At 61.8% G+C, this 13,799-nt stretch carries 11 protein-coding genes; 5 read left to right on the forward strand and 6 right to left on the reverse strand.

Translation table 11 applies throughout. The annotated features are described in order from the left end of the window. Positions 1-64 precede the first annotated feature (64 nt). The gene (locus V3W40_RS24350) at positions 65-820 is read left to right on the forward strand and encodes a COG4705 family protein (RefSeq protein ID WP_065925868.1); all 756 of its coding nucleotides are present in this window, start codon (positions 65-67) and stop codon (positions 818-820) included. Between the two features lie 55 nt (positions 821-875). On the opposite strand, the gene V3W40_RS24355 is transcribed toward V3W40_RS24350, so the two are convergent. From V3W40_RS24355 to V3W40_RS24370, 4 genes are all read right to left on the reverse strand, one after another. Further along, positions 876-2,195: an MFS transporter gene (locus V3W40_RS24355; protein ID WP_065925869.1), complete on the reverse strand. Its 1,320-nt coding sequence runs from the start codon at positions 2,193-2,195 to the stop codon at positions 876-878. A gap of 167 nt (positions 2,196-2,362) precedes the next feature. Further along, positions 2,363-3,697 (reverse strand): sigma-54-dependent transcriptional regulator, encoded by a 1,335-nt coding sequence (locus V3W40_RS24360; RefSeq protein ID WP_330215777.1) that lies wholly within the window; start codon positions 3,695-3,697, stop codon positions 2,363-2,365. Further along, positions 3,691-5,457: an ATP-binding protein gene (locus V3W40_RS24365; protein WP_330215778.1), complete on the reverse strand. Its 1,767-nt coding sequence runs from the start codon at positions 5,455-5,457 to the stop codon at positions 3,691-3,693. Before V3W40_RS24365 ends, V3W40_RS24360 begins: the two co-directional genes overlap by 7 nt. A gap of 811 nt (positions 5,458-6,268) precedes the next feature. Continuing rightward, a complete protein-coding gene (locus tag V3W40_RS24370) occupies positions 6,269-7,792 on the reverse strand; it encodes a fumarate hydratase (RefSeq protein ID WP_065925872.1) in 1,524 nt (507 codons plus the stop codon). 217 nt (positions 7,793-8,009) lie between these two features. Between V3W40_RS24370 and V3W40_RS24375 the strand changes: the two genes are divergently transcribed. Both V3W40_RS24375 and V3W40_RS24380 read left to right on the forward strand, forming a co-directional pair. Then, entirely contained in the window at positions 8,010-8,942 is a 933-nt protein-coding gene (locus tag V3W40_RS24375; RefSeq protein WP_330215779.1) for an iron-sulfur-binding ferredoxin reductase, read from the forward strand. Positions 8,943-8,972: 30 nt separating this feature from the next. Further along, positions 8,973-9,722 carry an enoyl-CoA hydratase-related protein gene (locus V3W40_RS24380; protein ID WP_065925874.1) on the forward strand — a complete coding sequence of 250 codons (750 nt, stop codon included), beginning with the start codon at positions 8,973-8,975 and terminating at the stop codon, positions 9,720-9,722. A 98-nt stretch (positions 9,723-9,820) separates the two neighbouring features. Here the strand turns inward: V3W40_RS24380 and pyk are convergent, their stop codons facing one another. Then, positions 9,821-11,272, reverse strand: coding sequence for a pyruvate kinase (gene pyk / locus V3W40_RS24385; RefSeq protein WP_027605512.1), 1,452 nt, complete (start codon positions 11,270-11,272; stop codon positions 9,821-9,823). 175 nt (positions 11,273-11,447) lie between these two features. Here pyk and V3W40_RS24390 point away from each other — a divergent pair, with 175 nt between their 5' ends. After that, positions 11,448-11,822 (forward strand): hypothetical protein, encoded by a 375-nt coding sequence (locus V3W40_RS24390; RefSeq protein ID WP_025854787.1) that lies wholly within the window; start codon positions 11,448-11,450, stop codon positions 11,820-11,822. Positions 11,823-12,047: 225 nt separating this feature from the next. After that, positions 12,048-12,407 carry a PilZ domain-containing protein gene (locus V3W40_RS24395; RefSeq protein ID WP_092488954.1) on the forward strand — a complete coding sequence of 120 codons (360 nt, stop codon included), beginning with the start codon at positions 12,048-12,050 and terminating at the stop codon, positions 12,405-12,407. 60 nt (positions 12,408-12,467) lie between these two features. Here the strand turns inward: V3W40_RS24395 and V3W40_RS24400 are convergent, their stop codons facing one another. Next, positions 12,468-13,799: a DUF58 domain-containing protein gene (locus V3W40_RS24400; protein ID WP_330215780.1), complete on the reverse strand. Its 1,332-nt coding sequence runs from the start codon at positions 13,797-13,799 to the stop codon at positions 12,468-12,470.

A 13,799-nucleotide genomic window follows, 5' to 3' on the forward strand; every position in this document is an offset into this window, starting at 1 on the left:
CCCGTTCAGTCTGCGCCCAAGGTCGATACCCCCTATAAGACTGAGCCTCGGAGCCTTCTACCGCATGAATAAACTTCCTCAGATCACCCTGGCGTTCTGGGTCATGAAAATCTGCGCAACCACCCTGGGCGAAACCGCCGGGGACTTGTTGTCGATGACCCTGAACGTCGGTTACGCCATCAGCTCGATGATCCTCATCAGCGTGTTCCTGGTCACTCTGGTGACACAACTCTGGTCGAAAACCTACAACCCGGTGCTGTACTGGATCGTGATCCTGTCCACCAGCACCGCCGGCACCACCATGTCGGACTTCATGGACCGTACCCTGGGCCTGGGCTACGCCACCGGGTCGATGATCCTGATCGTGATCCTGATGATCATCTTTGCGATGTGGCACCTCAGTGGTGACTCGCTGAACGTGAACAAGGTGCAGACTTTCCGAGGCGAGCTGTTCTACTGGATGGCGATCCTGTTCTCCAACACCCTGGGCACTGCGTTGGGCGACTTCCTGGCGGACGATTCGGGGCTCGGCTTTGCCGGTGGCGCCTTGTTGATTGGTTCGACCATCGCCGCGGTGCTGGCGCTCAAGTACTTCACCCAAATCTCGTCGGTGCTGTTGTTCTGGGTGGCGTTTGTACTGACCCGGCCGTTTGGTGCAACCCTGGGCGACTTCCTGACCAAGCCCCATGAAAAGGGCGGGTTGGATTTCGGCACCATTGGATCATCGGCGGTATTGGCGGCGGTGCTGGTGGTGATGATTGCCGGGGCGTCGTATGCACAGCGGCGGCATGGCCGGAGCCCGGTAGCAGAGGTGTCCTGATTCAACAGGTGGGAGCGGGCAAGCCCGCTCCCACATTTGTTACTGCATCCAACCGTCAGTCCGTGGTAATCCGCGAATGCTTGCGTGTGTCCTTCATGGTCACATAGACCACCAGCGACACCGCAATACACGCAGTCACATACCAGTAGTAACCGGTTTCCATCCCGATGCTCTTGAACCACAGCGCGATGTATTCAGCGGTACCGCCGAAGATCGACACGGTCAGTGCATAGGGCAGGCCTACGCCCAGGGCGCGGATTTCGGTTGGGAACAGTTCAGCCTTGACCACGGCGTTGATCGAGGTGTAGCCGCTGACGATGATCAGCGCGGCCATGATCAGGAAGAACGCGCCCCACCAGGTCTGGATAGTATGCAGGGTGGTGAGGATCGGTACGGTGAACAGGGTACCGAGGATGCCGAAGGCGATCAGGATCGGCCGACGCCCGACTTTGTCCGACAGCCCACCGACGATCGGTTGCAGGCACATGAACAGGAACAGCGTTGCCGCCGAGATCGTGGTGGAGTCGGAAATGCTCATGCCGACGGTGTTCACCAGGTACTTCTGCATATAGGTGGTGTAGGTGTAGAAAGCCAGGGTGCCGCCCATGGTCAGGCCGACCACGGTCATCAGTTCCTTGGGGTGGCGCATCAAGGTGCGCATGGCGCTTTCCTTGGCTTTTTCCTTCTTGGTGAACGACTCGGTTTCTTCCATGCCGCGACGCAGGTACAGCGCGACCACTGCGCACAGGGCGCCGATGGCGAACGGGATACGCCAGCCCCAGTCGTACAGTTGCTCGGTGGTGAGCACTTGTTGCAGCACGATCAGTACTGCCAGGGCGATAAGCTGGCCGGAGATCAGGGTCACGTACTGGAAGCTGGAGAAGAAACCGCGACGTTCCTTGGTGGCCATTTCACTCAGGTAGGTGGCCGAGGTGCCGTATTCGCCACCGACCGACAAGCCTTGCAGCAGGCGGGCGAACACCAGCAGGATCGGTGCGCCGACGCCGATGGTTTCGTAACCGGGGCTCAGGGCGATGATCAACGAGCCGAAGCACATCAGCAGGACCGACGCCATCAGTGCTGCTTTGCGACCCGCACGGTCGGCGTACAGGCCCATCAGCCAGCCACCGATGGGGCGCATCAGGAAGCCCACGGCGAAGATCGCGGCGGTGTTGAGCAATTGGGCGGTGGTGTCGCCTTTCGGGAAAAAGGCTTTGGCGAAGTACAGCGAGAACGCGGCGTAGACGTACCAGTCGTACCACTCGACCATGTTGCCGACCGATCCGCTGAAGATCGATTTGATCCGGCTGGTGGTGGTACGTTCCTTGGCCGGCGCGGCCGCCGACCCCAGGGGCAAGGTGTTGGAGTTATCCATTGAAGGATCCTTCATCTAGTTGTTTTTATGGAGCGGCGCGAGCGCAGCCTGGCTGGGGCTATAGCAGGAGCTGTGCCAGGTAGATGAAGGCCCGGTCTAGAAGGGGATGGGGTTTATTTTGAGCGGAAAGTCGCTGATGTTTTTGAGGGTGATGAGCGGAAATCCGCTCATTCATCTTTCAGGAACATGTCCCTGGCCAACCCATGGCGCTGCATTTTTTCGTTGAAGGTGCGCCGTGGCAGCTGCAACTCCGCCAGCACCGCCTTGATGTCGCCTTTATGCCGGGTCAATGCGGCCTTCAGACAATGGGCCTCGAACGCCTCCTGCTGCGCGGCCAGCGATTGCCCGGCTTCGATCCCTTCCGGTTCCGGCTCGCCAAGGCCCAGCACCTGGCGTTCGGCGACGTTGGCCAGCTCGCGCACATTGCCCGGCCAGTCATGGCTGAGCAGGCGCCCCAGTTGCGCACCGCTCAGCGGTTCCACGCTGCGGCCCAGGCGCTCGGCGGCGCATTGGGCAAAGTGATCGAACAGCAGCGGGATGTCTTCGCGGCGCTCGCGCAGAGGCGGCAGGCGCAGTTGTGCAACGTTCAGCCGATAGGCCAGGTCTTCGCGAAAGCGCCCGGCGCGGGCTTCTTCCAGCAGGTCCGGCTTGGTGGCGGCAATGATGCGTAAATCCACATGAATGCTTTGATTGGAGCCCAGGCGTTCCAGCTTCTGATCCTGCAATACCCGTAACAGCTTCACTTGCTGGGCCAGGGGCATGCTTTCGATTTCATCGAGGAACAGCGTACCGCCATGGGCGTACTCCAGTTTGCCGATGCGCTTGCCCTGGGCACCGGTGAAGGCGCCGCTTTCGTGGCCGAACAGTTCGGCCTCGAACAGTTGCTCGGGAATCGCCGCGCAATTGAGCGCCACAAACGGTTTTTTCGCGCGTGGGCCGAAGTCATGCAGGCAGCGGGCGACCAGCTCCTTGCCGCTGCCGGTCTCGCCACGGATCAGCACGTTGACCGGCAAGGTCGCCAGGTCGAGTACCTGCCGGCGCAGGTTCTGCAAGCCCCGGGACACGCCGAGCAGGCTCGACTCCAACTGTGCCCGATGATCGGCCTGTTGGTGCAGGCGGCGGTTTTCCAGGATCAGCCCGCGCTTGTCCAACGCGCGGCGCAGGCTGTTGAGCAAGGCATCGGGGCTGAAGGGTTTTTCCAGGAAGTCGTAGGCGCCGTCGCGCATGGCTTCGACGGCCATCGGTACATCGCCATGCCCGGTCAGCAGGATGACGGGCAGGTTGGCGTCACGGCGTTGCACTTCGGCCAGCAGCTCCAGGCCGCTGAGCCCGGGCATGCGCACGTCGCTCAGGATCACCCCGGGAAAGTCCTTGGGCAGTTGCGCCAGGCAGGCTTCGGCGCGGCTGAACAACTGCACCTCGAACCCCGACAAGCTCAGCCATTGCTCGACGGCCGTACGAATGCTGGCTTCGTCATCGACCACAATCACCGCGTTCAACATAAGTCGGGTGTCTCCAGCGCGATAGGCAAGGTCAGGGTAAATACCGCGCCGTCGCCACGGTTACTGGCGCTCAGGCGTCCGCCCAATTCGTGCACGATAGCGTAGGAAACCGCCAGGCCCAAGCCGAGCCCGTCGCCCACCGGCTTGGTGGTGAAGAACGGGTCGAACACGCTGTTGAGGTGCTCTTCGGCAATCCCGCCGCCGCTGTCGCTGACCGTGAGTTGCCACAGTTGCTGATCGGCGTGCAGGCGGATTTCCAGGCGCTTGCGGGGGTTGTCGGCCATGGCGTCGAGGGCGTTGCGCAGCAGGTTGATCAGCACCTGTTCGAGGCGGATCGCATCGCCGCGTACCCAGGCGGGGCGGGTCAGGTCGAGCACGGTGCCGATGGCTTCATCACGCAGGCGCGCGTCGAGCAGGTGCAGGGACTGGTCGACCACGGTGGCCAGGTCGAGGCGTTCGCGCAGGCCGCTGGGGCTTTTGCGCGCAAAGGTCTTGAGATGGCCTGTGAGGGCGGCCATGCGTGTGAGCATATCGTCCAGCGGGGTCAGGGCCTTGTAGGCGTCGTCCACCCGACCGTGGTCCAGCAGCAACCGCAGGGTCGCCAACTGCATGCGTTGGGCGGTCAGGGGCTGGTTGATCTCATGGGCGAGGGCGGCGGACATCTGTCCCAGCGCCGCTAATTTCGCCGATTGCACCAGGCCATCCTGGGCAGTGCGCAGGGCCTGGGTGCGCTCTTCCACAAGCTGTTCGAGTTCTTCGCGGCTGCGCTGGCGCAAACGGGCCAGGCGCCAGCGTTGGCTGAGGAACAGCACCAGGAACACCAGCGCCAGCCAGGAGCCGGCGGCGGCAAGGCCGGCGTTGCGCTGGTCTTCAAAGGCGAACTGGGGTTTGCGCAACAGGTGCAGGGTCCAGCCCTCGGCTTTCAGCGGCAGTGACTCCCAGATGTAATTGGCGTTGCCTTCGGGGCCGTTGACGCGCACCAGGTGGCTGTTTTCGTCGAAGCGTTGCAACGTCTGGGTGTCCAGCGGCTGCAGTTGTTTCTTGTCGTATTGGCGGGTGGCCTTGAGTTCGACCAGATCGCTGGCCGATAACGGGTGCAGGTTGCGATAACGCCAGCCCGGTTGGTTGGCGATAAACACGATGCCGCGTGCGTCGCTGACCAGCAACAGGTCATCGCCTTGGGCCCATTCGCGCTCCAGTTCAGGGAATTCCAGTTTCACCACCATGGCGCCAAGGAACTGCTCGTGTTCATCCAGCACGGCGCTGGAGAGGAAATACCCCGGGATCCCGGTGGTTACGCCGACCGCGTAAAAGCGCCCGGTGCCCTGGCTCTTGGTCTGGCTGAAATACGGCCGAAACCCGTAGTTGTGCCCGACGTAACTGCTCGGCAAGTTCCAGTTGCTGGCGGCCACGGCCAGGCCGGTGCGGTCCATCAACTCCAGGGTGGAGGACTGCGCTGCCCCATTGATGCGTTCGAGCTTGCGGTTGAGCAGGTCCTGGGTGCCGGCGTCCAACGGGCCTTTGAGCGCGTTGATCATCTCCGAGTCCAGCGCCAGTACGGCGGGCAGGGCGCGGTAGCGTTCGATCAGGGTGTGCAGGGAATTGGCGTACAGCGCCAGTTGCTGGTTGGCGCGTGCCGCATCGTCCACCAACGCCTGGCGTTCGGCATGGCGTGTGGCCAAGGCAGCGGCCAGCAACGCACCGGCGATGATCAGCAGGGAATAGCAGGTCAGGCGCAGGGGACGAGGGATCACGATCATACGGTGATGGGCAGGCACGGTAAGGGGAGTGCACCATAGCATGAGCGGCTTGGGTCTTGTGGTGAGGGGCTGTCGTGGCTGAAGGGGAGAGTGGGCTTCTTGTGGTGAGCGGGCTTGCTGTGGTGAGCGGGCTTGCCCCGCGCTGGGCTGCGAAGCAGCCCCAATCAGGATGCCTGTGTTCTGTCAGGTAAACCACAGCGCCTGGTTTTGGGTCTGCTTCGCAGCCCAACGCGGGGCAAGCCCGCTCGCCACAGGTTAGGAGTAGTCCTCAGATCACGTGGGGCGTGGAGGTGCAATCTCGAATGGGTTATCGGGTGAGCCTGCGCAAGCTTATTGTGGTGAGCGGGCTTGTTGTGGTGAGCGGGCTTGCCCCGCGCTGGGCTGCGAAGCAGCCCCAATCAGGATGCCTGTGTTCTGTCAGGTAAACCGCAGCGCCTGGTTTTGGGTCTGCTTCGCAGCCCAACGCGGGGCAAGCCCGCTCGCCACAGGTTAGGAGTAGTCCTCAGATCACGTGGGGCGTGGAGGTGCAATCTCGAATGGGTTATCGGGTGAGCCTGCGCAAGCTTATTGTGGTGAGCGGGCTTGCTGTGGTGAGCGGGCTTGCCCCGCGTTGGGCTGCGTAGCGGCCCCAAAACCAGGTAATGCGGTTTGACCTGAAGGAATGCGGTGATCTTTATGGGGCCGCTTCGCAGCCCAACGCGGGGCAAGCCCGCTCACCACAATAAACCCGCTTGCCATAGGTGAATCAGCAGGCAATAAAAAAGCGACCGGGCCATGGGCCGCAGTCGCCTTTATCCTTGCGGGAAAGTGCTTACTGCACTTCTACCGCCAGGCTTTCACTGATCTTTTTCTGCCAGATGGCAGGACCGGTGATGTGGACGGATTCGCCCTTGCTGTCCACCGCAACGGTGACCGGCATGTCTTTCACGTCGAACTCGTAGATCGCTTCCATACCCAGTTCGGCGAAGGCAACCACACGCGACTTCTTGATGGCTTGGGCCACCAGGTAAGCAGCGCCGCCCACGGCCATCAGGTACACGGCCTTGTGGTCCTTGATCGCTTCGATCGCGGTAGGGCCACGCTCGGATTTGCCGATCATGCCCAGCAGGCCGGTTTGCTCGAGGATCTGACGGGTGAACTTGTCCATCCGCGTCGCGGTGGTCGGGCCAGCCGGGCCAACCACTTCTTCGCGCACCGGATCAACCGGGCCGACGTAGTAGATAAAGCGACCCTTGAGGTCCACCGGCAGGTTTTCGCCCTTGTTCAGCATCTCGACCATGCGCTTGTGCGCGGCGTCGCGACCGGTGAGCATCTTGCCGTTGAGCAGCACGGTTTCGCCCGGCTTCCAGCTCTGCACTTCTTCCGGGGTCAGGGTGTCGAGGTTGACGCGACGGGCCGATGGACCGGCTTCCCAGACGATTTCCGGGTAGGCGTCCAGCGGTGGCGCTTCCAGCGACGCCGGGCCCGAACCATCGAGCACGAAGTGCGCGTGACGGGTGGCGGCGCAGTTGGGGATCATGCACACCGGCAGCGAAGCGGCGTGGGTCGGGTAGTCCATGATCTTCACGTCGAGCACGGTGGTCAGGCCACCCAGGCCCTGGGCGCCGATGCCCAGTTGGTTGACCTTCTCGAACAGCTCCAGGCGCATCTCTTCGATACGGTTCTGCGGGCCGCGCTTTTTCAGCTCGTGGATGTCGATGGATTCCATCAACACTTCCTTGGCCATCACCGCGGCTTTTTCGGCGGTGCCGCCGATGCCGATGCCGAGCATGCCCGGTGGGCACCAGCCGGCGCCCATGGTCGGAACGGTCTTGAGCACCCAGTCGACGATCGAGTCGGACGGGTTGAGCATGGCCATTTTCGACTTGTTCTCGGAACCGCCGCCCTTGGCCGCCACATCCACTTCCACGGTGTTACCCGGGACGATGGAGTAGTGGATCACGGCCGGGGTGTTGTCCTTGGTGTTCTTGCGTGCGCCGGCCGGGTCGGCCAGGATCGATGCGCGCAGGACGTTTTCCGGCAGGTTGTAGGCGCGACGCACGCCTTCGTTGATCATGTCGTCCAGGCCCATGGTGGCGCCATCCCAACGTACGTCCATGCCCACGCGCACGAACACGGTGACGATACCGGTGTCCTGGCAGATCGGGCGATGGCCGGTGGCGCACATGCGCGAGTTGATCAGGATCTGCGCGATGGAGTCACGGGCTGCCGGCGATTCTTCGCGCAGGTAGGCCTCGTGCATCGCCTGGATGAAATCAACGGGGTGGTAGTAGGAAATGAATTGCAGGGCGTCGGCAACGCTCTGAATCAGGTCGTCTTGCTTGATCACGGTCATGAGTCGCGCTCCTCTATAAGGGAACATTCAATAAAGGTGGGCTCAGTGGGGTGCATCGGTCGGCTGAGTCCACCTTTCCAAGGCACGCCAAGTGGTGCAGGCGCGACGCTAAAAAGGCGCGGCAGTATAACCCGGCACGGTGGCCGATACACCCGACTATGGTCAAACTGTCGCAGGCATGATTCCCTGTGCGCACCCCTTGTGATTGAGTCCTTCCATGCCTGAACTGTACGTCGGCGAACGCCATTGGTCGGTAGCCACCGGCAGCAACCTGCTGGATGCCTTGAACCAGGCGGGTGTGGCCGTGCCCTACAGTTGCCGTGCCGGCAGTTGCCATGCGTGCCTGGTGCGGTGCCAGGGCGAGGTCGAGGACCGTCAGCCCGCTGCCTTGAGCCCGGCACAACGCCAGGAGGGCTGGCGCCTGGCGTGCCAGTGCCAGGTGATCGGCGATCTGCAGGTCGAGGCGTTCGACCCGCTGCGGGACGGCCTGCCGGCCCAGGTGGTGGGGGCCGATTGGTTGAATGCCTCGGTGCTGCGCCTGCGGCTGCAACCGGAGCGTGGACTGCGGTATCGCGCCGGGCAGCACCTGGTGTTGTGGGCCGGGCAGGTGGCACGGCCTTATTCCCTGGCCAGCCTGCCTCAGGAGGATGCATTCCTGGAGTTTCATATCGATTGCCGCCAGCCCGGCGCATTCAGCGATGCCGTGCGAGCCTTGTCGGTGGGTGATCGCCTGCGCCTGGGAGAATTGCGTGGCGGCGCGCTGCAATACGATCCCGACTGGCAATCCCGGCCGCTGTGGCTGCTGGCTTCCGGTACCGGCCTGGGGCCGCTGTGGGGTGTGCTGCGCGAGGCGTTGCGCCAGGATCACCAGGGCGCCATCCGTATGATTCACCTGGCCCATGATGCCGACGGTCATTACCTGGCCGGACCCCTGGCCGAACTGGCTGCGCATCATCCGAACCTGACGTTGGAGCTGTGGACTGCGGCCGAGTCGGCCCAGGCATTGGCGCAACTGCGGCTTGTTTCCCGGCAAACCCTGGCCTTACTCTGCGGGCATCCTGTCAGCGTCGAGGCCTTCTCCAAGCGCCTGTTCCTGGCGGGACTGCCGCGCAATCAACTGCTGGCCGATGTGTTCCTGCCCCGTGGTTGAGTGCTGAATTCCACTGCCGTGAGACTCGCCATGACCGACGCCATCCTGCTGCAACGCGAGCGCGGGCTGCTGACTCTGCAGCTCAATCGCCCGGACAAGAAAAACGCCCTGACCCGAGCCATGTACAGCCAATTGGCCGAGGCGTTGGAGCAGGCCGATGCGGACCCGCAGGTCAATGCCGTGCTGATCCAGGGCAGCAGCGAGTGTTTTACTGCCGGCAACGATATAGGCGATTTTCTCGAGCAACCGCCCGGTGACCTCGACAGCCCACCGTTTCACTTTATGAAAAGCCTGCTCAACTGCCGCAAGCCGGTGATCGCAGCCGTAGCGGGTGCGGCGGTGGGGATCGGCACGACCCTGCTGCTGCATTGCGACCTGGTGTACATCAGCCGCGATGCCCGGTTGCGCATGCCGTTCGTCAATTTGGGGCTGTGTCCGGAGTTTGGGTCGAGCCTGATCCTCCCGCGTTTACTGGGGCACGCGAAGGCGGCTGAACTGCTGTTGCTGGGTGAGGGCTTCAGCGGCGAACAAGCGGCCGCGTGGGGGATTGCCACCGAAGCGTTGGGCAGTGGCGAAGCGGCATTGGCCAAGGCGCGGGAAATGGCCGAGCGCTTTGAAACCCTGGCGCCGGGAGCGGTGCAGGTCTGCAAGCAGTTGATGAAGAGCGTGGACCGTGAGCAGTTGCGGCAAGTGATCGAGGAAGAGGGGGCGTTGTTTGTGCAGCGCTTGAAGTCGCCGGAAGCGATTGCGGCGTTGTCGGGGTTTATGGACAGGCGCTAACCCCATGTGGGTGCGACGATTCGACATGCTCCCTGCCACACGGAAAGCAAAAAGCCCCGCCATTCACATGGCAGGGCTTTTGTTTTTCAGCCTGTCACTCAGACCATTGGGTCGCCAACGTGCAGGATCTTCATGCCGTTGGTGCCGCCGATGGTGTGGTAGCTGTCGCCTTTGGTCAGGATGACCCAGTCGCCTTTCTCCACTACGCCGCGCTTGATCAACTCGTCGATGGCCGCCTGGCTGACTTCATGGGGCGGCAACGACGCCGGGTCGAACGGCACGGTGTATACGCCACGGAACATGGCCGCACGGGCCTGGGTTTCGCGGTGCGGGGAGAACGCGTAGATCGGTACCGAAGAACGGATACGCGACATGATCAACGGCGTATAGCCACTTTCGGTCAGGGCAATGATCGCTTTCACGCCCGGGAAGTGGTTGGCGGTGTACATGGCGGCCAGGGCAATGCTCTGGTCGCAGCTTTCGAACACTTTGCCGATGCGGTGGCTGGAGGTCTTGCTGGTCGGGTGCTTTTCGGCACCGACGCAGATACGCGCCATGGCCTGCACGGCTTCCAGTGGGTACGGGCCGGCGGCGCTTTCAGCCGAGAGCATCACGGCGTCGGTGTAGTCGAGCACGGCGTTGGCCACGTCGGACACTTCGGCGCGGGTCGGCATCGGGTTCTGGATCATCGACTCCATCATCTGGGTCGCGACGATCACCGCTTTGTTGTGGCGGCGCGCGTGCAGGATGATCTTTTTCTGGATGCCGATCAGCTCGGCGTCACCGATTTCCACACCCAGGTCGCCACGGGCAACCATCACCGCGTCGGACGCCTTGATCAGGCCGTCGAGGGTTTCGTCATCGGCCACGGCTTCGGCGCGTTCGATCTTCGCCACCAGCCAGGCGGTACCGCCGGCTTCGTCGCGCAGTTTACGGGCGTATTCCATGTCGGCAGCATCGCGTGGGAAGGACACGGCGAGGTAGTCCACTTCCATTTCAGCGGCGAGCTTGATGTCGGCCTTGTCTTTTTCAGTCAGGGCTGGGGCAGTCAAGCCACCGCCACGACGGTTGATGCCTTTGTGATCGGACAGCGGGCCGCCGATGATCACAGTGCAATTCAATTCAGTCGGGGTCGCGGTGTCGACGCGCATCACCACGCGACCGTCGTCCAGCAGCAGCTCGTCACCGACGCCGCAATCCTTGACCAGGTCCGGGTAGTCGATACCCACGACGTCCTGGGTGCCTTCGGTCAGCGGGTGGCTGGTGGAGAAGGTGAACTTGTCACCGATCTTCAGCTCGATACGCTTGTTGGCGAATTTGGCGATACGGATTTTCGGGCCTTGAAGGTCACCCAGCAGTGCGACGAAGCGGCCATGCTTGGCGGCCAGGTCACGCACCAGCTTGGCGCGAGCCTTGTGCTCGTCCGGGGTGCCGTGGGAGAAGTTCAGACGGGCAACGTCCAAACCAGCCAGAATCAGCTGTTCGAGGACTTCCGGCGAGTTGCTGGCCGGGCCAAGGGTGGCGACGATTTTGGTACGACGGACGGACATGCACAGACTCCTGAGTTCAAGCGCTGAGGAAGGCTACTATGCTCTTTGGTTGTAGTCATTGTTCGTTTGCACTACTTATCGACGATTCGCTTGTTTTCGCGCCGGTTGAATAGATGAACATCCTTGAAGATTTTTGACGAGGGGTCGATACACTGCACAAGACAGGAGAACCTTCATGCGAATTTTGCTCATTGCTGCCCTGGCCGTCAGTGTTGTCGGCTGCACCCGTTGGTCGATGGACCACCATTTGAACAATGCCTACCGTGCATACAAGGTCGGTGATTGCGAGCGCGTCACCTTGGAACTATCCCAGGTCGACCGCGAGAGCCGTACACGGCGTTATGTACAGCCGGAAGTTTCGATGTTGCGCGGGCAATGCCTGGAACGCCAGAAACTGTTCGTCGACGCCGTGCAAACCTATCAATTCATCATTAACCAGTACCCGTCGAGCGAGTACGCCTACCGTGCCCGTGCGAGGCTGGACACTTTGCAACAACTGGGTCATTACCCCGGTGCGAGCGTGGCACAGCCGCGTCCCGCTTCTTTGTAATGGCGTTTGCTATTTAATAACTGGCCCGTTGCCAGTCTTGGGCTATTCTTTCAATGTTCGTTTGTACAAGTTTCTAGTCGAACGGATGCAGGGCCCGGATTCGGCAGCTGTCGAGTGACAAAATGTTGTGCGTTGTCACACCGAGATCCAGGGAGAGCGAGCAATTGCGCTCGTTCCGAATCACTGGCACGGCCAGAGTCATGGCCACTGGATGGCGATCTCACCATGTTTACCGACCGACGGATCGAGCGGCATCAACTACCGTATTTCCTGCAAGTGTTTAACCGTGTCACCGACAAACCCATAGGTTTTCTGGGTAACGTCTCTGAAGACGGGCTGATGTTGATCAGCCAGTTACCCATGATGGTCGATGTGGACTTCGAGTTGCGCTTGAAGATACCCGGGGCTGACGACACGTTCCATGCCATTGACATCACGGCGACCTGCCTGTGGAGCCATGAAGATATCAACCCGCAGCACTATGATTCCGGGTTCAGCGTGCTTGAGGCTCCCGAGGAATATGGGCAACTGATCAACGTGCTGTTGCAGTACTTCAGTTTTGATCCCTTGCAGGCTTCGGCCTAGAAGCAGCGCGTTGTCGACGCGGCCGGGGTGCTGCCATCCCTGCCGCAGTCGTGCGCTTTTTTAGAATACTCCGGCTTTCTTCCAACCCAGGTAGCGTGTCACCAGGGCCGCGCCCATTTCTGATGGCAACGTATCCAACGCCGACAGGCCGTGGGCGTTCATGCGGTCATGCAATTCATCCCGAGTATTGAGGTAGTCGACAGTGCCGCTGTAGGCCAGGGCTTCGGGCAAGGTTTGTACGGGGGATTGGCGCAGTCGATCGAGTACTTCCTCACGCATGCTCGCCACCAGTACCCGATGTTGACGACTGATGCGCTTGACGGCGGAGAGTAGGGCTTCGTCGTCCTCATCCCGCAGATTGCTGACAATAATGACCAATGCCCGCCGTTTTTGCCGGGCCAGCAGTTGGCTGGCCGCTGCCTGGTAGTCGGCGGTTCGGCGGCTGGTGTCCAGGTCATAGACCGTATTGAGCAACAGGTTCAATTGGCTGTTGCCCTTGACCGGTGCCAGGTAGCGTGGCTGGTCAGTGGCAAAGGTGCACAACCCCACCGCATCGCCCTGGCGCAGGGCCACATAACTGAGCAGCAGGCAGGCATTGAGGGCGTGGTCGAAATGGGACAGCTCGTCATCCTGGCTGCGCATACGTCGGCCGCAATCGAGCATGAACACGATCTGCTGGTCGCGCTCGTCCTGATACTCGCGGGCGATGGGGGTACGTTGCCGCGCGGTCGCTTTCCAATCGATTTGCCGCAGGCTGTCGCCCTCACGAAACTCGCGCAGTTGATGAAACTCCAGTCCCAATCCTCGTCGTTGCCGTTGACGTACCCCCAGTTGGCTCAGCCAGTTATCCACACCCAGCAGTTGTGCCCCGTACAGGCGGGCGAAGTCCGGATAGACGCGGGTGGCATCCTCGGTTTCGATAAAGCGCCGTGCAGACCAGAGCCCCAAGGGACTGGGCAGGTGGATTTCGCAGCGACTGAACGCGAAATGCCCACGCCGCAAGGGGCGCAGACGATAACCCAGCTCACTGCGTTCACCAGGGTGCAGTTCGATGGACTGGGGCAGGTTTTCCACGCCCAGCCCGTCGGGGACGTGATCGAACACCTGCACTGTCAGCGCCTGTGGGTAGTCATGTTCCAGGGACAGGCGGACTTCGCCCCAGCGCCCCAGCGCCAGGCTGCCGGGCATCTGCCGGTGCACGCGTGGTGAGGGTCGGCGGCGCAGTCGCAGTGCGTCGAGCATGGCCAGCAGCAACAGCGCCAGGAGCAAGCCCCATGTTATTGAGTGCAAGGTCTCGGGTACCTTGAACTGCAAGGCGGCCGCAGCGCCCAGCAGGATACTCAAGCCCAGCAGTACGCTGAGCCAGGCTAATAACAGACGGGTCGGTTTCAT

The organism is Pseudomonas sp. AM8, from assembly GCF_036346475.1.
In the GTDB taxonomy this organism is placed as follows: Bacteria; Pseudomonadota; Gammaproteobacteria; order Pseudomonadales; family Pseudomonadaceae; genus Aquipseudomonas; species Aquipseudomonas marginalis.

Bases quoted from the DNA above. Each gene is read 5' to 3' on its own strand.
- V3W40_RS24350 (WP_065925868.1), top strand. From the start codon at position 65: ATGAATAAACTTCCTCAGATCACCCTGGCGTTCTGGGTCATGAAAATC.
- V3W40_RS24355 (WP_065925869.1), bottom strand. From the start codon at position 2,195: ATGGATAACTCCAACACCTTGCCCCTGGGGTCGGCGGCCGCGCCGGCC.
- V3W40_RS24360 (WP_330215777.1), bottom strand. From the start codon at position 3,697: ATGTTGAACGCGGTGATTGTGGTCGATGACGAAGCCAGCATTCGTACG.
- V3W40_RS24365 (WP_330215778.1), bottom strand. From the start codon at position 5,457: ATGATCGTGATCCCTCGTCCCCTGCGCCTGACCTGCTATTCCCTGCTG.
- V3W40_RS24370 (WP_065925872.1), bottom strand. From the start codon at position 7,792: ATGACCGTGATCAAGCAAGACGACCTGATTCAGAGCGTTGCCGACGCC.
- V3W40_RS24375 (WP_330215779.1), top strand. From the start codon at position 8,010: ATGCCTGAACTGTACGTCGGCGAACGCCATTGGTCGGTAGCCACCGGC.
- V3W40_RS24380 (WP_065925874.1), top strand. From the start codon at position 8,973: ATGACCGACGCCATCCTGCTGCAACGCGAGCGCGGGCTGCTGACTCTG.
- pyk (WP_027605512.1), bottom strand. From the start codon at position 11,272: ATGTCCGTCCGTCGTACCAAAATCGTCGCCACCCTTGGCCCGGCCAGC.
- V3W40_RS24390 (WP_025854787.1), top strand. From the start codon at position 11,448: ATGCGAATTTTGCTCATTGCTGCCCTGGCCGTCAGTGTTGTCGGCTGC.
- V3W40_RS24395 (WP_092488954.1), top strand. From the start codon at position 12,048: ATGTTTACCGACCGACGGATCGAGCGGCATCAACTACCGTATTTCCTG.
- V3W40_RS24400 (WP_330215780.1), bottom strand. From the start codon at position 13,799: ATGAAACCGACCCGTCTGTTATTAGCCTGGCTCAGCGTACTGCTGGGC.